The sequence below is a fragment of the Lysobacter sp. A378 genome (genome assembly GCF_054052125.1).
On record NZ_JBSVRK010000002.1, the window covers coordinates 1,003,221 to 1,019,339 of the forward strand.

Below are 16,119 nucleotides of genomic sequence, written 5' to 3' on the forward strand. Positions count from 1 at the left end.
CAGGCAACGCCATGGCCGACCTGACCGAGCGACTCGACCGCCTGTTGCCGCAAACCCAGTGCGGCCAATGCGGTTATCCGGGCTGCCGGCCGTACGCCGAGGCGATGGCGGCAGGCGATGCGGATATCGACCGCTGCCCTCCCGGCGGCGATGCCGGCGCACTGGCTCTGGCCCGGGCGCTTGGCGTCGAGCCCAAGGCCTTCGACCGGCATCGCGGCGAGCACACACCGGCCCAGGTCGCGCTGGTCATCGAGGACGACTGCATCGGCTGCACCAAATGCATCCAGGCCTGTCCGGTCGATGCGATCGTGGGCGGCGCCAAGTACATGCACACGGTGATCGAGCCGCTATGCACCGGTTGCGAATTGTGCGTGCCGGCCTGCCCGGTGGATTGCATCACGATGGAGTTTGTGGCCCCTCTGGCGGCGGAATCGAGTCGCTGAGCGCGGCGTCACAAGCCGAGCAGATACGTTCGACCTGGTAACCGTGATCGCGCAGCAGCTCCACGACGCCATCGTCCCCGAGCAGGTGCAAGGCACCGACCACCACCATGACATCATCATGATGATTCTCATCGAGCATCTGCCGTAGCTGGGGCAGCCACGACAGGTTGCGCTCCTGGTTGATGGCCCGGTACGTCTGCGGGGTCTTTTCCAGCATTTCCTGCCGGGTCAGGGCATCCAGCGCTTCCATGTCGCCGTCGCGCCAGGCCTGGTGCAGATCGGCCAGCATCGCGGGCATCTCCTGCGGGCGGTCGAGAAAATCCTTCAGCCCGATCAGCTGCTCTTGCATCGGCGCGGCGTCCAGTGCCTGCAACTGGTCATCAATCGATTCGAGCCCGGAGGTCGGCTTGCCGGAGCTGGCCGCGCGCTCCATCAAATGACGATCCAGCCCCAGCTCGGCGCTGAAGCCCAACGATCGTGACAAGCCGAGCATCAGCGACAAATTGACGAACCAGGGGTCGTACTGGTTTACCTGTTCGAGCCCGCTGCCCTGCCGGGCCAACAATCGGTGCAGCTTCTCGCGCAGTCGCGGCGGCAACACGTCGGCGAGCACGCGTCCGTCCTCATAGCCGGCGGCCTCAAGGAATTTTTGCCCCGTCGTCGGGTCATCAAGCTCGGCAGGTGCAACCTCGAATACGATCCTGTCCGCCAGCTCATACGTCGCATCAATATCGCCCGACAGCGGGTAGTCATCCTGCTTCAGCAGGTGGAACGATCCAAGCAGGTAGATCGCGTTGTCGGCGTCGGAGACTTTCCACAGCAGCGGCACGGGCGGGCTGTACGGCGGCGGCAAGGTGTCCGGCAGCACCTCGACGGTACTGACGGCTCCCGCCGACACCGTGGCGCACACCGCCAGCAGCCCGGCCAGCACGGTCTTCAATGGTTGCATGTCGCTACTCGGCTTGTGGCGCGGCGGGTTTCAGGGAGCGTCACCGGCGACATAGGATTTCTCCCCGGCGGTCACCGCCAGGTCCAGCCGGTTTTCCAGCGGCGGCAACGGGCAGGTGGCAAATGCGGTGAAGGCGCAGGGCGGGTTGTAGGCCTGGTTGAAGTCAACGACCAGTCGGCCGTCAGCGTCCGGCTTGGGGACATACACAAAGCGACCGGCGCCGTAGCTGCCGTGCCCGTTGGTGCGGTCGGCGAAGACCAGGAACAATGTGTCACCGCCCTCGTCGATGGCTTCCAACTGGTAGCTCACACCGTCACGCTCGAATTCGACCAGCCCCGGATTGGCCACCTCATCGAATGCACCGATGATGTTGGCAATCTCCATCGTCTGTCCTGCCGGGTGCGGAACGAATCGTGCCGGCACCACCCATTCGGGGTCTGCCGGCCAATACTCCAATCCGGCAAACCCGGTCCTTGTGGGCGCCTGGGCATGGCGGACGCGCAACGCAAGACGATCATTGCGCTTGATCACCACCGCGCGGCCATCACCTTCGTCGAACCCCAGCGTGGTCGGGCCGGCAGGATCATCGTCCGCGCGCAGCCAGGCCTCACCGGTCAACGGTTCACCGTCAACCGTCAATGCCACCCCCGCCTCGGGCACCAGGCGGACGCGGTCGTCACGCAACTCGATCATGCCGATGTGCTCCGGGCCCATTGCCAGGCGCATGCCGTTGTCCGCATCGCTGCCCAGGTAGTGCGCGCCCGGTTCGATCCAGTGCAGGCCCACCAGACTGGTCCAGCCATCGGCCGCTACCAACCCGGCACGACGCTGCTGACGCCAGGCTTGCTGGCTTTGCTTGAAGGCAAACTCTTCGGCGGACATCGAAACCTCGTCATTGGTGGGAGACAGATTACTGCGCTCGCAACCACCCAGGGCCACGCCCAGGGTGGTCAGGCACAACAGCACGAACATGTGGTGGAGTTTTGGCATTTCAGCGTCCGCGCAGGAACCAGTGATCGATCTGGGACAGGTTGAACGCCGCCCAGGTGGGCCGGCCATGATTGCACTGGCCGGATCGTTCGGTGACTTCCATCTCGCGCAGCAACGCATCCATCTCCGGCAGGGTGAGGCGCCGGTTGGCGCGCACGGCACCGTGGCAGGCCATGGTCGACAACAATTCGTCGCGCGCCGCGGCGACCCGTATCCCGCCCAGCGGCGAAGCACCACCGTGCTCGCGCAGGTCGCCGATGACATCGCGCAACAATGCCTCGACATCCCCGTGCGCAAGCAACGCCGGCACCGATCGCAAGGTCAGCGACTGCGGACCGGCGCGGGTCACTTCAAACCCGAGCGCGTCCAGCGTCGCCGCTTCGCTCTCGGCGACATCGGCTTCGGGCTCCGATACCGCCAGCGTCGCAGGCACCAGCAGCGGCTGGCTGCGCAGGCCTTCGCCATCGTGCGCACGCTTGAGCCGCTCGTACCCGATGCGCTCATGGGCGGCGTGCATGTCGACCACGATCAACCCGTCACGTGATTGGGCGAGGATGTAGATCCCGTGCAACTGGGCGATCGCATGGCCCAGTGGTGGCAGCGTCGCCTCACTGCTGGCTGGCAGGAAACCACCGGCGGGGAATGCCGACCCCGGTAGCTGGGCACCGGGCGACGCCGACGCAGCGCTTGATTCGCTGCTTCCATAAAGCGTCGCGAAACCGGCACGCGCTTCGGCCACCTGCAGCCCCAGCGGTGCCTGCGGCGGATGCCAGCGCGGCGCAAACCCCAGGCCTTGGTGGGCACCGGCCGCCGTGCCATCGCCCCCCGCCGATGCTCCTGTCATGGCCGAGCCTGCCAGACCGGCACGCGTCCCGGCGAGGGCGGTCTGCACGGTCCGGTAGACGAAATCGTGGATCAGTCGCGAATCGCGAAAACGCACCTCATGCTTGGCCGGGTGCACGTTGACATCGACCCTGGCCGGGTCGAGCTCCAGGAACAATACGTAGGCAGGTTGGCGCCCATGGAACAGCACATCGGCGTAACCCTGCTTGACCGCATGGGCAATGCTGCGGTCACGGATCGCGCGACCGTTGCAGTACAGGTATTGCTGGTCGGTACTGGCCCGGTTGTAGGACGGCTGCGCAATCCAGCCATGCAGGCGCAAACCGGCCCCCTGATGGTCCAGTGGCAGGACGTTGTTGGCAAATTCCTCGCCCAGGGTCTCGTGCAAACGTGCGTCCGACAGCCCTGCCTTGTCGAGCATGTCCACGTCGCCTTTCCAGCGCCGGGACGGCTTGCCATTATGTGATACACGCAGCTCGACATCGGGGCGAGCCAACGCCAGTTGCCGCAGCCACTCCTCGATATGGGACAGCTCGGTCCGTTCGGCACGCAGGAACTTGCGCCGTGCCGGTACGTTGAAGAACAGGTCGCGGACCTCGACTGTGCTGCCTTGCGGGTGCGGCTTCGGGCCGACTTCACCGACCCGGCCACCGTCGACTTCCAGCATCGAGCCGTGTTCGGCCCCGGTAGTCCGGGAGATCAGGGTGAACCGGCTGACCGATGCGATCGATGGCAACGCCTCGCCGCGGAAGCCCAACGTCAACACGCGCTCCAGGTCATCAAGGGACGCGATCTTGCTGGTGGCATGACGCGAGATGGCCAGCGGCAGCTCCGCGGCGGAAATGCCGGCACCGTCGTCCCTGACCCGGATCAGCCGGGCACCGCCTTCCTCAAGGTCGATGTCGATCCGCTGGGCACCGGCGTCAAGAGCGTTCTCGACCAGCTCTTTCACCACCGAGGCAGGACGCTCGACGACCTCGCCCGCCGCAATCTGGTTGATCAGTGTGTCTGGAAGCGGCTGGATCGGCACTGTGGCGGTGGGTCCGTGAGTGGGCTGGCAGACCTTCGATCATAACCGAGTGTCGTCGCCAACCGGGCTCCCGGCTGGGACTGCGGGCTCCCGCTACGGACTGCCGCCAGCGGCTCCTGCCGAAGCCGTCGTGACAGCCGCCCGAGCGGCATACATCGTGCCCGGCGGTGGCTGCCGGGTGAAGAATGTATTGACGCCGTCGAGCACCGCGCCCGCCAATTTGCGCTGGAACGCGGGTTGCTGCAAACGGATCTCTTCGGCCGGGTTGGAGATGAAGGCGGTCTCCACCAGCATCGCCGGCATGTCGGAGGTCCGCAGCACGGCGAAGTTGGCGCGCTCGATGTGCGGCTTGTGGATGTTGCCTACCCGCTTTAGGCCATCGAGGATCTCCTCGGCGGCGTCCGCGGAGGCCTTCATATGGCCACTCTGGGTCAAATCGAGCAGTACCGAAGCCAAAGTATTGTTGGTCTGGGCCAGGCGCACCCCGCCCACCAAGTCGGAGGAGTTTTCCTTGTCGGCCAACCAGCGTGCGCGCTGCGAAGAGGCACCGCGCAGCGACAGCACGTAGACCGAAGAGCCGTCAGCGCCGCGGTTCTCCGCGGCATCGGCGTGGATCGAGATGAACAAGTCGGCCTTGGCCGCGCGTGCCAGTCGGGCACGCTTGTTCAACGGAATGAACACGTCGTTATCCCGGGTCAGGTAGGACTTCAAGCCGGGCGTGGCGTCGATCTGGCGCGCCAGCTCCTTGCTGATCGCCAGCACGACATCCTTCTCACGCGTGCCATTCTTGCCGATCGCGCCGGGATCCTGGCCACCGTGCCCGGGATCGATCGCGATCACCAGCGGGCGCATGCCGCGACCCTGCATGATCTGCTCCAGGGTCTTGACCGGATCGCTCGCCGCTCGGGCGGGAGCCGCTGGGACCGCAGGTTTTCCAGTGGCCACCCGGGTAGGAATACCGGTGGCAACCGTGGTCGGAACCGCGGCTGCGGCTGCGGTCGTCGGTTCGGCAGCAGCGACGCGCGCCGCAATTTGCGATATCAAGCGACTGGTCGCCTCGGCGGATGCTGCCGTCTGGTCTACCGCTGGCGCGTCGGAAACGGGAGCGGCGACAGCCTGGGCAACGACAACATTGTCGACCACTGCCTGCGGCGCGACGTCCGGCTTGTTGATCGGCGCAGGAGTAGACGCAAGCGCTGCCGCACCGTCGCCCGGCCATTGCACTACCAAACGCGGGCCTGAAGGACCCGATTCAATCCGTGGCGTGATCGCGGTAATCGATTGGCCAAGATCAAAGACAATCCGGACGGTGCCGGGAACCGGCTGACCGGTACGGACGGCCGTGACCACGCCGGTGCCGGCCGGAACCTGCAGGTTTGCCGACAGCGACGAGGCTGGCAGGTCGATCACCAGCCGGTCCGGGCCGGCCAGGCTGATGATGTTGAACTCACCTGCCTTGTCCAACGCGATCTCGGCACGGGTGCCGGTCGCACCATTGCTCAACTGCACGCCCTGAACCTGGCTGGCGCCCGCGATGCCCCAAGCCGACGCCGATACCAGCGTCAAACCCAGCAGGAAATTCTTGAAGGTGGCGCCATCGACTCGCATGGGCGCTAGTCAATCACTGCTTCCCCACGATTGCAAGTACTTTTTCCCTTAAGAATCCGACACCTGCCGCATACTCTTGTGGAAACGTTCAGGAGTTGATCTGGGTTCATGGGCTTTTTTCCATCCGATCCAGCCAAGCCTGCCCCACCGGCGTTTGCGGCAGCAACTGCACGCTCCGGCCATCTTTCTGCACCGCCAACTCGATCAACAGGTCCGGCGACGGCAGGTGACCGCTGCCCCGTTCCGGCCACTCCACCAGCCATAGCACCGGGTCTTCGCCATCCAGACCCAGGTATTCCAGTTCGCCGGGATCGCCAATCCGATACAGGTCCAGGTGCCAGGCCTCACCGCCGCCAGGCAACGGATACCGCTCAACCAGAGTGTAGGTGGGGCTGCGGATTGCCCCCTGCACGCCAAGCCCCCGCAGCAGGGAACGGGCAAGACTGGATTTTCCGGCACCCAGCTCTCCGCGCAGGTGCACCACCGCTTGCGGCGGCAGGGACGCCGCAAGCGACCAGCCAAGCTGATCGGTACTGGCCGGGTTGGGCAACCAGAGCAGGCTCATCTTGTCAGCTCGGGGTTGGCAAGCTCGCGCAACCAGGGCATCAGGTCGCTCGGCAACAGTCCGCGCTCACCGTCCCGGGCGGCTGCGGCATCTCCGGCAGCGGCATGCAGCAGCGCGCCACAACTGGCGGCATCGAAGGCCTCCAGGCCTTGCGCGCGCAACGCGGCGATAACCCCGCTCAACACATCGCCCATGCCGCCAACTGCCATCCCGGGATTGCCGGCATCGATCAGGCGCGGCGTCCGGCCTGGTGCGGCAACGATGCTGCCGGCTCCCTTCAGTACCACCACGGCGTCGAACTGCGTCGCCAGCGCGGTGGCGGCGGCAAATCGATCCCGCTGGATATCGGCGGTATCGCAATCCAGCAAGCGCGCCGCTTCACCCGGATGCGGGGTAAGCACCGTATTGGCTGGGGTCGCAAGCGACTGCTCGGCGATCAGGTTCAGCGCATCGGCGTCCAGCACCAACGGCTTGGGTGATTGCAGAACCTGCTGCAGCAACGCACGCGCCCAGTCGCCCTGCCCCAGGCCGGGACCCGCCATGACCACGTCGGCACTGGCGATAAAATGGCTGTCCAGCGCGTCGGCATCATCGGCATGACCGTGGACCATGGCCTCCGGCAACCTCGCCAGTAAAGCAGCCACATGCGCGCTGCGGGTCACCACGTCGACCAGGCCGGCGCCACTGCGCAGCGCCGCCTCGGCGGCGAGCATGATCGCCCCGCCATGACCGTGCTCGCCGCCGATGCACAGCACCCGGCCATTGCGGCCCTTGTGGCTGTCGCGGCGGCGCGGAGGCAGCCATCGTTGCAGATCGATGGCCTGCAGGCGCTCGGCCATCGGGGTGATCCCCTCGAACAATCCGTCGTCCAGCCCGAGGCAGAAGCGTTGCAGTTTGCCGACGTGATCACGTGCCGCACCAGTGCGCAGGCCCGCCTTGGAAGCGATGAACTCCAGCGTGCATGCGGCATCAACCGCTTCGCCCTCCACCGCGCCGGTCGCTGAATCCACACCGCTGGGCACGTCCAGTGAAAGCACCGTCGACGGATGCCGGTTGATCGCCCTGATCAACGCCGCCGCCAGCGGCTCGGGCGGCCGTGCCAGGCCGATTCCGAACAACGCATCCACCACCAGCTCGGCCGCCGGCAGCGCGTCTTCAAACTCGACCACCTTGCCGCCACTGGCCAGATAGGCCGCGCTGGCGAGGCGCGCCGGATCGGTCCTCGGCGAATGACCTGGCAACCGCACCACCTGGACCTGCCTGCCCGCTTGCCTGGCATGGTGGGCGAGCACGTACCCATCGCCACCGTTGTTGCCTGGGCCGCATACCACCAACAACAACTGGGTCGCCGGCCAACGCTGCAGCACCACTCGCCATGCGCCTTGACCGGCGCGCTGCATCAACTCGGCACTGTCGCCCAAGCCGGCCAGCGCGCGGGCCTCGACCTCGCGCACGGCGGCGACGGAAAACAGGGCGGCGGCAGCAAGCATGCAGCGATTCTATACTTGGCAAGCCGTGACCCGCACCCGACTGCCCACCGCCCTGCCCCCGGCCACGCCCAGTGACGCTGCGCCGGCGCCCGACTACTCCGCTGTCGCCCAGCGTATCGGCGAGCTTGCCCGCGAGTTCGGGTTCCAGCACTGCGGCATCAGTGGCATCGAACTGGGCGATGACGAGGCCCACCTGCGTGACTGGCTCGCAAAGGGCCTGTACGGATCGATGGAATGGATGGCGCGCCATGGTGACGCGCGATCACGCCCGGCCGAGCTGATTCCGGGCACCTTGCGGGTGGTATCGGTCGGCCTCGACTACGGACGTCGCGACGACGAAGAGGCCTGGCAGACCCTGGACGATGGTGAGCGCGCCTACGTTGCCCGCTACGCGCTGGGCCGCGATTACCACAAGCTCATGCGCCAACGCCTGCAGCGGCTGGCGACGCGGATCGCCGAGCTGGTCGGCCCGTTCGGCCACCGGGTGTTCGTCGACTCCGCCCCGGTGCTGGAGCGGGCATTGGCGCGGAACGCCGGATTGGGCTGGATCGGCAAGCACACCTGCCTGATCGACAAGAATGGCGGCTCGTGGTTTTTCCTGGGCGAGATCTACCTCGACCTGCCCCTGCCCATTGGCGAACCGGCCACCGCCCATTGCGGCACCTGCACGCGCTGCATCGATGTCTGCCCGACCGGTGCGATCACCGCGCCCTACCGGCTCGACGCGCGGCGCTGCATCTCCTACCTGACCATCGAGCATGAAGGGTCGATCCCGCTGGAGTTTCGCGAACCGATCGGCAACCGCATTTTCGGTTGCGACGACTGCCAACTGGTGTGTCCGTGGAACAAGTTCGCCAAGCGCACCGACGAGCCCGACTTCCGCGCCCGCAACCATCTGGACCAGGCCAGCCTGGCAGAGCTGTTTGCGTGGACACCGGAAGAGTTCCTGCAACGCACCGAAGGCTCGGCAATCCGCCGCAGCGGTCACCAGCGCTGGTTGCGTAATATCGCCGTCGCGCTGGGCAACGCACCGTCGACACCGCAGGTGCTGGCCGCGCTGGAATCACGCCGCGACAGCGAAGACCCACTGATCCGCGAACACGTCCAGTGGGCATTGCAGCGTCATGCCACCCGAGCGCTGACCGCCGCGCCGGACTGATCGAACGAGGTTGCCAACGACCCGACAAGCGGGTCAGGCAACCGCCTGGGTCGGGATCGAGTTGTTGGTATGGGTCAGCTGGTTGTCACTGTCGACATAGACCAGGGTCGGCTTGTATTTTGCCGCTTCGGCCTCGTCGAATTCGGCGTAGGCACAGATGATCACCAGCTCGCCGGGCTTCGCGCGATGCGCGGCCGCACCGTTGATCGAAATCACCCCGCTGCCTTCCTCGCCACGGATCGCATAAGTGATGAAGCGGTGCCCGCTGTTGATGTTGAAGATGTGGATCTGTTCGTACTCACGGATGCCGGAAATATCCAGCAACCGGCCATCAATCGCGCACGAACCTTCGTAATGCAGTTCGGCATGGGTGACGGTGGCACGGTGGATCTTGGCCTTGAGCAGGTTCAGTTGCATTGCGATGACTCCAACGCGGCGCGCAGGTGTTTCGGGGCATTGAAGTTTACCAGTCGATGGCGCGGCGCAACATGAGTGCACGCCAAACACTGCATGCCAAACAGCGGTTGCGATCAGCGCCTGAATTCGAGGTTGTCGATCAGCCGGGTGCTGCCCAGGCGCGCGGCAACCAGCGCGACCCGGGCATCCGGGTCATCGGTACCGGGTGACTGCGCCGACTGCGTGGGCGTCGGCACGGTCAGGTCGGGGCGCCTGAGGACCGCGTAATCCACCTCGAAGCCCGCTTGGGCAAGGCGATGCACGGCATCGGACTCCACCGTTTCCCGAGCCTGCCCGGCTTGGCTGGCGTGCCGCATGGCCTGCAGGCACGACTGGATCTGCGCCGCGACCGGACGCTCACTGGCCGACAGGTATTGATTGCGCGAACTCATCGCCAGCCCGTCGGTCTCACGCAGGGTGGGAGCCGCCAGCAGCTCGACCGGAAATGCCAGGTCACGGACCAGGTAACGGATCACCGCCAACTGCTGGTAGTCCTTGCTTCCGAATACCGCCACGTCCGGCTGGACCTGATTGAACAGACGCGACACCACGGTCGATACACCGTCGAAATGGCCCGGGCGACGCGCACCCTCCAGCACTTCGGTCACGCCGGGTACCCGTACCTGCACGGTGGCCTCGACGCCATACGGGTACATGGTCGGAACCGATGGCAGCCACATCAGGTCGGCGCCCGCGGCGTCCAGCCCGGCCGCATCGGCATCGGCGGTGCGCGGGTAGCGATCGAAGTCCTCGTCGGGACCGAACTGGGTCGGATTGACGAACACACTGGCGATCACCCGGTCGGCACTCTGCCCGGCGAGTTTCACCAGCGAATGGTGGCCGGGGTGCAGGTTGCCCATGGTCGGCACGAAGCCGACCCGCAGGCCCGCGCGCTTCCACTCACCGACGCGCTCGCGCAGCGCGGACAGTTCCGTGACGGTCTCGATCATCGCGTCTGCAACCCGTCAGGCGTAGGAATGCGCGGCGTCGGGGAACCGACCTTCGCGTACCGCGGCCGCATACGCCTGCATCGCGCCGAGGACGGATCCACCCTCGGCGAGAAAATCCTTGACGAACTTGGGCCGACGCGAGCCGCCGGCCAGGCCGAGCATGTCGTGCAGCACCAGCACCTGTCCATCGCATTGCGGGCCGGCGCCGATGCCGATGGTCGGGATTTCCAACTCGGCGGTGATGCGGGCCGCCACCGGGGTTGGCACGCACTCGAGCACCAGCAACTCCGCGCCGGCCGCAGCAACGGCGCGTGCATCCTCGAGCAACTGCTCCGCCGCCGCGTCATCCCTGCCCTGCACCCGATACCCGCCCAGCCGCAGCACCGACTGCGGGGTCAGGCCGAGGTGGGAACACACCGGTATCTCGCGCTCCACCAGGTAACGGATCACGTCGAGTTTGGGGCCGGCGCCTTCGATCTTGACCATGGCCGCACCGGCCTGCAGGAACCGGGTCGCCGCATCCAGCGCACGCAGCGGCGTGGCGTCGGACTGGAACGGCATGTCGGCCACCAGCAAGGCGGTCGCCAAACCACGTCGGACGCAGGCGGTGTGGTACGCAATGTCATCGACCGTCACCGGCAGGGTGCTGTCTTGCCCCTGTACGACCATGCCCAGCGAGTCGCCAATGAGCACCAGGTCGATACCTGCGGCGTCCAGCACGCGGGCAAACCCGGCGTCGTAACAGGTCAGCATCACCAGTTTGCGGTCATCGTTCTTGGCCGCGCGCAGCAACGGCACGGTCCAGGGCTTGCGGTCAGCCGGAACGGCGGCGGAGGTATACATGATTGCGCTCTTCGCTTAACGAGCCGCGTCAGTTCGCGGCGGGAGTGCATACGGTAGCGCTTCGATGTCGTCGGTGGCCATCACGGCGAGCAGCTCACGCGCCAGACCCCGGCCGGGAATCCGGGCATCGGGCGCGATCTCCACCAGCGGCAGCAGCGCAAACGCACGCTCATGCAGGTGCGGGTGCGGAACCTGCAGGCCGGGTTGATCGATCACCTGGTCGCCATATAACAACAGGTCGAGATCCAGTGTGCGCGGGCCCCAGCGGTCGCGGCCATCATCGCGGCGTGTCCGGCCGGCGTCGCGTTCGATGCCCAGCATCGCCGCCAGCAGTGATTGCGCGGCCGATGTGGTTTCCAGCCACGCCACTGCGTTGAGGAAATCCGGCTGCGCGGTCAGTCCCCACGCCGGGGTGCGATACAGGCGCGAGACCTTCAATACACGGGTGCCGGGCAAGGCGTCCAGCGCGCCCAGGGCGGACCCGATGATGGCGGCGCTGTCGCCCAGGTTGCTGCCAAGGCCAACGAACACCGCGACGCCGGGGTTCATTCGTCGGCAGCCGCCGTGCGCCGACTGCGCCGTCGTGGCCGTGGCTTGGAAGGTTTGCCGGCGTCGGCCGAGTCACCTGCGTATGGTTCGTCGTCCCCGTCGTGCTGGGTTGCCAACAACGGCCCGTACTCCTTTTGGGCCTGGAGCCAGAAATCGACATCCTCGGCGTGCTCGTCCGACACCCCGAGCCGAAGCGTGAGGAAGTCGAACGCGGCGCGAAAACGCGGGTGGGAGAGCATCCGCGACACCCGCTTGCCCTGGCGAAGTGAGAAGCGCGACTGCAGCAGCCAGATTTCCTGCATCGGGATCGAGAACCGGCGCGGCAAGGCGACCATCGCCAGCTCGTGCACGGTGACCCGATCGGCGGCGCGACGCTGGGCCTCGATCGCCTGCACCCCTTGCGCCTGCAATGCCATCAGTGTCCGGCAATACGCCGGCCAAAGAAGCAAGGCAAACAGGAACGCCGGCGACACCGGCTCGCCATCCGCGACACGCTGGTCGGTTCCGCGCAGGCCGTCGAGTACCATCTTGCGCAGCGCGCCACTGCGGTTGGCCGTCAGTGCGGCAGCGCTTTCGGGCAACAGCATCGGCAGCAGGCCGTGTTTTTCCAGGCCCAGGAAGCTCTCGACCGCATGGCCGGACAAGAACAGCTTCAAGCACTCCTCGAACAAGCGCGCCGGTGCCGAGTCGGCCAACAGCGGTGCCAGCGGCCGGATCGGCGCAGCAGTGGCGGGCTCGATCTGGAAGCCCAGCTTGGCGGCCAGCCGGACGGCGCGCAGCATTCGCACCGGGTCTTCCCGGTAGCGTGTTTCCGGATCGCCGATCAGCCGCATCAGGCGGTTCTGCACATCCTCGAAGCCGCCGGTGTAATCGCGCACCGAAAAATCCTCGATGCCGTAATACAGCGCGTTGGCGGTGAAGTCGCGGCGGACCGCGTCGTCCTCGATGGTGCCGTAAACGTTGTCACGCAGCAGGCGGCCGCCTTCGTGTTGCTCGCGGTCGCCGCTGCCATCGTCGGTGTTGGCGCGGAAGGTGGCGACCTCGATGATCTCGCGACCAAACACCACATGCGCCAGCCGGAACCGGCGACCGATCAGGCGGCAGTTGCGGAACAGCTGTTTGACCTGTTCGGGTGTCGCCGCGGTGGCGATGTCGAAGTCCTTGGGCGCGCGGCCGGCCAACAGGTCGCGCACGGCGCCGCCGACCAGGTAGGCAGCGAAACCACCGTCGCGCAGGCGGTAAAGCACCCGCAGGGCATTGGGGCTGATGTCCTTGCGCGATACGTTGTGCTGATCGCGAGGGATGACCCGCAGGGCGGGAACGGGAAGTTGATTTTTGTCTGGCATCAGGCGGGCGTCGCCGCAGTTGGGAGGACAGTTGGGAGGATCCGGGAAATATTTCATGAATAGCCGTTGCCGATGGCTACGGCGCGCCATATACTAGCAGGCCGCACAACGGTGAGAGTCCGGTGCGGGCTTGCTCCCTTCGTCTAGAGGCCTAGGACGTGGCCCTCTCACGGCTAAAACACGAGTTCGAATCTCGTAGGGAGCACCAATACCGAAAGCCCGTGCAGCGATGTACGGGCTTTCTTCTTTTCCGCCCTTGAGCCCGACCAAACGGGGAGTCCGACCAATGCCCTTCGTCGTTACCGAGAGCTGCATCAAGTGCAAGTACACCGATTGTGTGGAGGTGTGCCCGGTGGACTGCTTCCACGAGGGGCCGAACTTCCTGGTGATCGACCCGGACGAATGCATCGATTGCACCCTGTGTGAGCCGGAGTGCCCGGTCAATGCCATCTACCCCGAGGACGACGTCCCCGGTGGGCAGGAGGGGTTCGTGCAGCTCAATGCCGAGCTTGCCAAGCAATGGCCGGTGATCTCCCAGCGCAAGGACGCCCCGGCCGACGCGGCCGAATGGGACGACAAGACCGGCAAACTGCCACTGCTTGAGCGCTGAGGCGGCCAACAAGCGCCGCCCCCGCTTGCGCCCCGGTTACTGGCCGCCCAACGCCGCCTTCAACGCGGTGATCAGCGCTACCGGCGCCTCGTCGACCGCCGGCATGCCACGCGGATCAACCGCGGACACATACGCACCGGCTTCGGTTTCACTCACCCGGACCAGGAAGTTGCTGTCGCGGTAGTTCACGTCAAACGCCCCCAGCAACTTGGCCCGGCTGGCAACGGTCACCCCGTCGACTTCAGCCAGCGCCGCGTCGACCTGGGCGAAAACCTCGTCACGACTGCCCGGAACCACAAACCCGGCTCCAACCGAGCCCGTCTGTGCCGGTGCCGCAGTCGAGCCCGGACTGGCGGCTGCTGCCGCGACGGTGTCCGACGCCGTTGCCGAGCCAACCGGCATGTCCACCGCCGCGCCGGTACGCGGCAAGTCAAGGTCGGGCGGCACTTCCAACGGACGGGTTTGCTGGGCATACAGCTCATCGGTCTTGGAAAACCAGCTGCAGCCGGAACCGGCGGCCAGGCCAACCAGCAAAATGCCGGCGACGGCGGCTTGGGACAACGAAATGGTGGAACGCATGGGCAATCTCCAGGTCAGTCCGCGACGGGGTCGCAGGCCAGTTCAAGTTCGCGGATGATCGCAGCAATCCTGGCTGCAGTCTCATGATGGGATGGCGATAGTGACAGCAGTGGCAGGCGCAGGCCGCAACCCACGCCTTGCGCGGCAAGCAGGGCCTTGATCGGGATCGGGTTGGACTCCACGCCGAGGAACTTGTACACCGCCGCCATCCGCTCGTCCCAGGCCTGCGCCGCCGCCTGCTTGTCGTGGCGCGCCAGCTCACACAGGCGCCGGAAGGCACGCGGCAATACATTGGAAGCGACCGATACAACGCCGTCGGCACCGGCCAGCATCGCCCGGCAAGCGGTCCGGTCGTCGCCGCTGAACACCACGAAGTCCGCCGACTGCAGGGCCAGCAAGTCCGTCATGCGTCCCGGCTCCGGCTGTGCCTCCTTGACGCCGATGATGCGCGAATGGCCGACCAGCGCCGCCACGGTCTCGGGCAGCATATCGCTGCCGGTGCGTCCCGGTACGTTGTAGAGCATCACCGGCAAGGCGCCGTCGTCGGCAATCGCACGGTAATGGGCGACCAGGCCGGCCTGGGTCGGACGGACGTACGGGGGAGTCACTACCAATGCCAGGTCGGCGCCCAATGCCCCGGCGCGCCGGGTCTGCTCGATCGACTTGGCGGTGTTGGACTGCCCGGTGCCCGCGATGACCGGGACTTGCCCGGCGACCACTTCCACGGCGGTGCGCAACAGGAGGTCGAACTCCGCGTCATACAACGCGGCCGCTTCCCCGGTCGAGCCAGCCACCACGACCGCCTGGGTCCCGGCTTCCAACTGCGTCCGGACAAGGCGTCGCCACGCATCCAGGTCAAGTTCGCCATCAGCGCCAAAAGGTGTCGCCAACGCGGTGATGCTGCCGGAAAGTCGCAAGTCTCGATGTCCTGTCATGGGCCAGTGGCGAGGTGCCATCAAAAAGGGCTGTCGCAAATTGATGTTACTTGCGGCGCGAAAGCACGGGCAAGTATGCTGCTTCCAGCCACGGCCCGTTTGCGGTCCGCCGTTCAGCCTCCGGGCGATGCAGTCCGCGCGTCGCGCCGAAGCCAGTCACCTTCCTTGCAGGCGATGCCTTGACCGACCCCAACCCCCGGCCGTCACCGAACGAAAACCACCTGTTGATCAATGCCTGGTCGACACATCCGGAATCCCCCCTGTTGCCGGTCTCCCGGCGGATCAACGACAGCGGCTGCAACTTGATCGATGCACGCCTGTCGACCGTGGGTCGCGACGTATCGGTGACCGCGCTTGCGCTGGGCTCCTGGGATGCGGTGGCCAAGCTGGAAGCGATGCTGGTCCGGCTGGAGCGTGAGGAGAAAATCAAACTGGTCTGGTATCGCACCGACGAGAAGCAGGTACAGACCAACCTGTTGCCTTATATCGTCGAGGTGGTCGCGGCCGACAAGCCGGGCATCACCTTCCAACTGTCGGATTTCTTCGATCGCCAGGGCATCACCATCGAGAGCCTGCATTGCACCCGGTACCGGGCCATGCAAACGGGCGCCGAGATGTTCTCCGCGCAGATCACCATCGGAGTGCCGGCGAGCATGCACATTGCCGCGTTGCGTGATGACTTCCTGGAGTTCTGCGATCACCTGAACCTTGATGCGATCCTCGATCCGATGAAGTTCTGACCCAATAAAGTCCTGACCCGATGAAATCCTGAGG

Annotated in this window: 17 protein-coding genes and 1 tRNA gene; 5 read left to right on the forward strand and 13 right to left on the reverse strand. The window is 65.9% G+C overall.

What is annotated here, in order from left to right; genetic code table 11:
- Positions 1 to 11: 11 nt before the first annotated feature.
- Positions 12 to 443 carry an Rnf electron transport complex subunit RnfB gene (rnfB, locus tag ACW7G1_RS10435; RefSeq protein ID WP_456979649.1) on the forward strand — a complete coding sequence of 144 codons (432 nt, stop codon included), beginning with the start codon at positions 12 to 14 and terminating at the stop codon, positions 441 to 443.
- Here rnfB and ACW7G1_RS10440 read toward each other — a convergent pair.
- The 6 genes from ACW7G1_RS10440 to ACW7G1_RS10465 form a co-directional block, all read right to left on the reverse strand.
- Positions 397 to 1,392 (reverse strand): TraB/GumN family protein, encoded by a 996-nt coding sequence (locus tag ACW7G1_RS10440; RefSeq protein ID WP_456979650.1) that lies wholly within the window; start codon positions 1,390 to 1,392, stop codon positions 397 to 399. The genes rnfB and ACW7G1_RS10440 overlap by 47 nt on opposite strands.
- Positions 1,393 to 1,422: 30 nt before the next feature.
- Positions 1,423 to 2,382 (reverse strand): DUF1684 domain-containing protein, encoded by a 960-nt coding sequence (locus ACW7G1_RS10445; protein WP_456979651.1) that lies wholly within the window; start codon positions 2,380 to 2,382, stop codon positions 1,423 to 1,425.
- Position 2,383: 1 nt separating this feature from the next.
- Entirely contained in the window at positions 2,384 to 4,255 is a 1,872-nt protein-coding gene (mutL, locus tag ACW7G1_RS10450; protein WP_456979652.1) for a DNA mismatch repair endonuclease MutL, read from the reverse strand.
- A 93-nt stretch (positions 4,256 to 4,348) separates the two neighbouring features.
- Positions 4,349 to 5,863: an N-acetylmuramoyl-L-alanine amidase gene (locus tag ACW7G1_RS10455; RefSeq protein ID WP_456979653.1), complete on the reverse strand. Its 1,515-nt coding sequence runs from the start codon at positions 5,861 to 5,863 to the stop codon at positions 4,349 to 4,351.
- A 106-nt stretch (positions 5,864 to 5,969) separates the two neighbouring features.
- A complete protein-coding gene (gene tsaE, locus ACW7G1_RS10460) occupies positions 5,970 to 6,428 on the reverse strand; it encodes a tRNA (adenosine(37)-N6)-threonylcarbamoyltransferase complex ATPase subunit type 1 TsaE (protein WP_456979654.1) in 459 nt (152 codons plus the stop codon).
- Complete coding sequence (locus ACW7G1_RS10465; protein ID WP_456979655.1) at positions 6,425 to 7,918, reverse strand: NAD(P)H-hydrate dehydratase; 1,494 nt, start codon at positions 7,916 to 7,918, stop codon at positions 6,425 to 6,427. The genes tsaE and ACW7G1_RS10465 overlap by 4 nt, the downstream gene beginning before the upstream one ends.
- Positions 7,919 to 7,970: 52 nt before the next feature.
- Between ACW7G1_RS10465 and queG the strand changes: the two genes are divergently transcribed.
- On the forward strand, positions 7,971 to 9,077 hold the full coding sequence (gene queG, locus ACW7G1_RS10470; RefSeq protein ID WP_456979901.1) for a tRNA epoxyqueuosine(34) reductase QueG: 1,107 nt from the start codon (positions 7,971 to 7,973) through the stop codon (positions 9,075 to 9,077).
- A 33-nt stretch (positions 9,078 to 9,110) separates the two neighbouring features.
- Here queG and panD read toward each other — a convergent pair whose 3' ends face one another.
- From panD to pcnB, 5 genes are all read right to left on the reverse strand, one after another.
- Positions 9,111 to 9,494 carry an aspartate 1-decarboxylase gene (panD, locus tag ACW7G1_RS10475; RefSeq protein ID WP_456979656.1) on the reverse strand — a complete coding sequence of 128 codons (384 nt, stop codon included), beginning with the start codon at positions 9,492 to 9,494 and terminating at the stop codon, positions 9,111 to 9,113.
- 113 nt (positions 9,495 to 9,607) lie between these two features.
- The gene (gene panC, locus ACW7G1_RS10480) at positions 9,608 to 10,483 is read right to left on the reverse strand and encodes a pantoate--beta-alanine ligase (RefSeq protein ID WP_456979657.1); all 876 of its coding nucleotides are present in this window, start codon (positions 10,481 to 10,483) and stop codon (positions 9,608 to 9,610) included.
- Positions 10,484 to 10,498: 15 nt separating this feature from the next.
- Entirely contained in the window at positions 10,499 to 11,326 is an 828-nt protein-coding gene (gene panB, locus ACW7G1_RS10485) for a 3-methyl-2-oxobutanoate hydroxymethyltransferase (RefSeq protein ID WP_456979658.1), read from the reverse strand.
- 15 nt (positions 11,327 to 11,341) lie between these two features.
- Entirely contained in the window at positions 11,342 to 11,875 is a 534-nt protein-coding gene (gene folK, locus ACW7G1_RS10490) for a 2-amino-4-hydroxy-6-hydroxymethyldihydropteridine diphosphokinase (protein WP_456979659.1), read from the reverse strand.
- Positions 11,872 to 13,221, reverse strand: coding sequence for a polynucleotide adenylyltransferase PcnB (pcnB, locus tag ACW7G1_RS10495; protein ID WP_456979660.1), 1,350 nt, complete (start codon positions 13,219 to 13,221; stop codon positions 11,872 to 11,874). Before pcnB ends, folK begins: the two co-directional genes overlap by 4 nt.
- Before the next feature lie 132 nt (positions 13,222 to 13,353).
- On the opposite strand from pcnB, the gene ACW7G1_RS10500 reads away from it, so the two are divergent.
- Positions 13,354 to 13,429, forward strand: a tRNA-Glu gene (locus tag ACW7G1_RS10500).
- A 78-nt stretch (positions 13,430 to 13,507) separates the two neighbouring features.
- Positions 13,508 to 13,831, forward strand: a complete 324-nt coding sequence (gene fdxA / locus ACW7G1_RS10505; RefSeq protein ID WP_456979661.1) for a ferredoxin FdxA — start codon at positions 13,508 to 13,510, stop codon at positions 13,829 to 13,831.
- Between the two features lie 36 nt (positions 13,832 to 13,867).
- Here the strand turns inward: fdxA and ACW7G1_RS10510 are convergent, their stop codons facing one another.
- A complete protein-coding gene (locus ACW7G1_RS10510; RefSeq protein WP_456979662.1) occupies positions 13,868 to 14,410 on the reverse strand; it encodes a hypothetical protein in 543 nt (180 codons plus the stop codon).
- A 14-nt stretch (positions 14,411 to 14,424) separates the two neighbouring features.
- The gene (dapA, locus tag ACW7G1_RS10515; protein WP_456979663.1) at positions 14,425 to 15,327 is read right to left on the reverse strand and encodes a 4-hydroxy-tetrahydrodipicolinate synthase; all 903 of its coding nucleotides are present in this window, start codon (positions 15,325 to 15,327) and stop codon (positions 14,425 to 14,427) included.
- 197 nt (positions 15,328 to 15,524) lie between these two features.
- On the opposite strand from dapA, the gene ACW7G1_RS10520 reads away from it, so the two are divergent.
- Positions 15,525 to 16,085: a glycine cleavage system protein R gene (locus ACW7G1_RS10520; RefSeq protein ID WP_456961771.1), complete on the forward strand. Its 561-nt coding sequence runs from the start codon at positions 15,525 to 15,527 to the stop codon at positions 16,083 to 16,085.
- The last annotated feature ends 34 nt before the right edge of the window (positions 16,086 to 16,119 follow it).

Excerpts from the sequence above, each read along its gene's own strand:
- ACW7G1_RS10440 (WP_456979650.1), bottom strand. The coding sequence starts at position 1,392 with ATGCAACCATTGAAGACCGTGCTGGCCGGGCTGCTGGCGGTGTGCGCC.
- rnfB (WP_456979649.1), top strand. The coding sequence starts at position 12 with ATGGCCGACCTGACCGAGCGACTCGACCGCCTGTTGCCGCAAACCCAG.
- panB (WP_456979658.1), bottom strand. The coding sequence starts at position 11,326 with ATGTATACCTCCGCCGCCGTTCCGGCTGACCGCAAGCCCTGGACCGTG.
- folK (WP_456979659.1), bottom strand. The coding sequence starts at position 11,875 with ATGAACCCCGGCGTCGCGGTGTTCGTTGGCCTTGGCAGCAACCTGGGC.
- panD (WP_456979656.1), bottom strand. The coding sequence starts at position 9,494 with ATGCAACTGAACCTGCTCAAGGCCAAGATCCACCGTGCCACCGTCACC.
- ACW7G1_RS10465 (WP_456979655.1), bottom strand. The coding sequence starts at position 7,918 with ATGCTTGCTGCCGCCGCCCTGTTTTCCGTCGCCGCCGTGCGCGAGGTC.
- ACW7G1_RS10455 (WP_456979653.1), bottom strand. The coding sequence starts at position 5,863 with ATGCGAGTCGATGGCGCCACCTTCAAGAATTTCCTGCTGGGTTTGACG.
- fdxA (WP_456979661.1), top strand. The coding sequence starts at position 13,508 with ATGCCCTTCGTCGTTACCGAGAGCTGCATCAAGTGCAAGTACACCGAT.
- tsaE (WP_456979654.1), bottom strand. The coding sequence starts at position 6,428 with ATGAGCCTGCTCTGGTTGCCCAACCCGGCCAGTACCGATCAGCTTGGC.
- pcnB (WP_456979660.1), bottom strand. The coding sequence starts at position 13,221 with ATGCCAGACAAAAATCAACTTCCCGTTCCCGCCCTGCGGGTCATCCCT.
- ACW7G1_RS10445 (WP_456979651.1), bottom strand. The coding sequence starts at position 2,382 with ATGCCAAAACTCCACCACATGTTCGTGCTGTTGTGCCTGACCACCCTG.
- ACW7G1_RS10510 (WP_456979662.1), bottom strand. The coding sequence starts at position 14,410 with ATGCGTTCCACCATTTCGTTGTCCCAAGCCGCCGTCGCCGGCATTTTG.
- panC (WP_456979657.1), bottom strand. The coding sequence starts at position 10,483 with ATGATCGAGACCGTCACGGAACTGTCCGCGCTGCGCGAGCGCGTCGGT.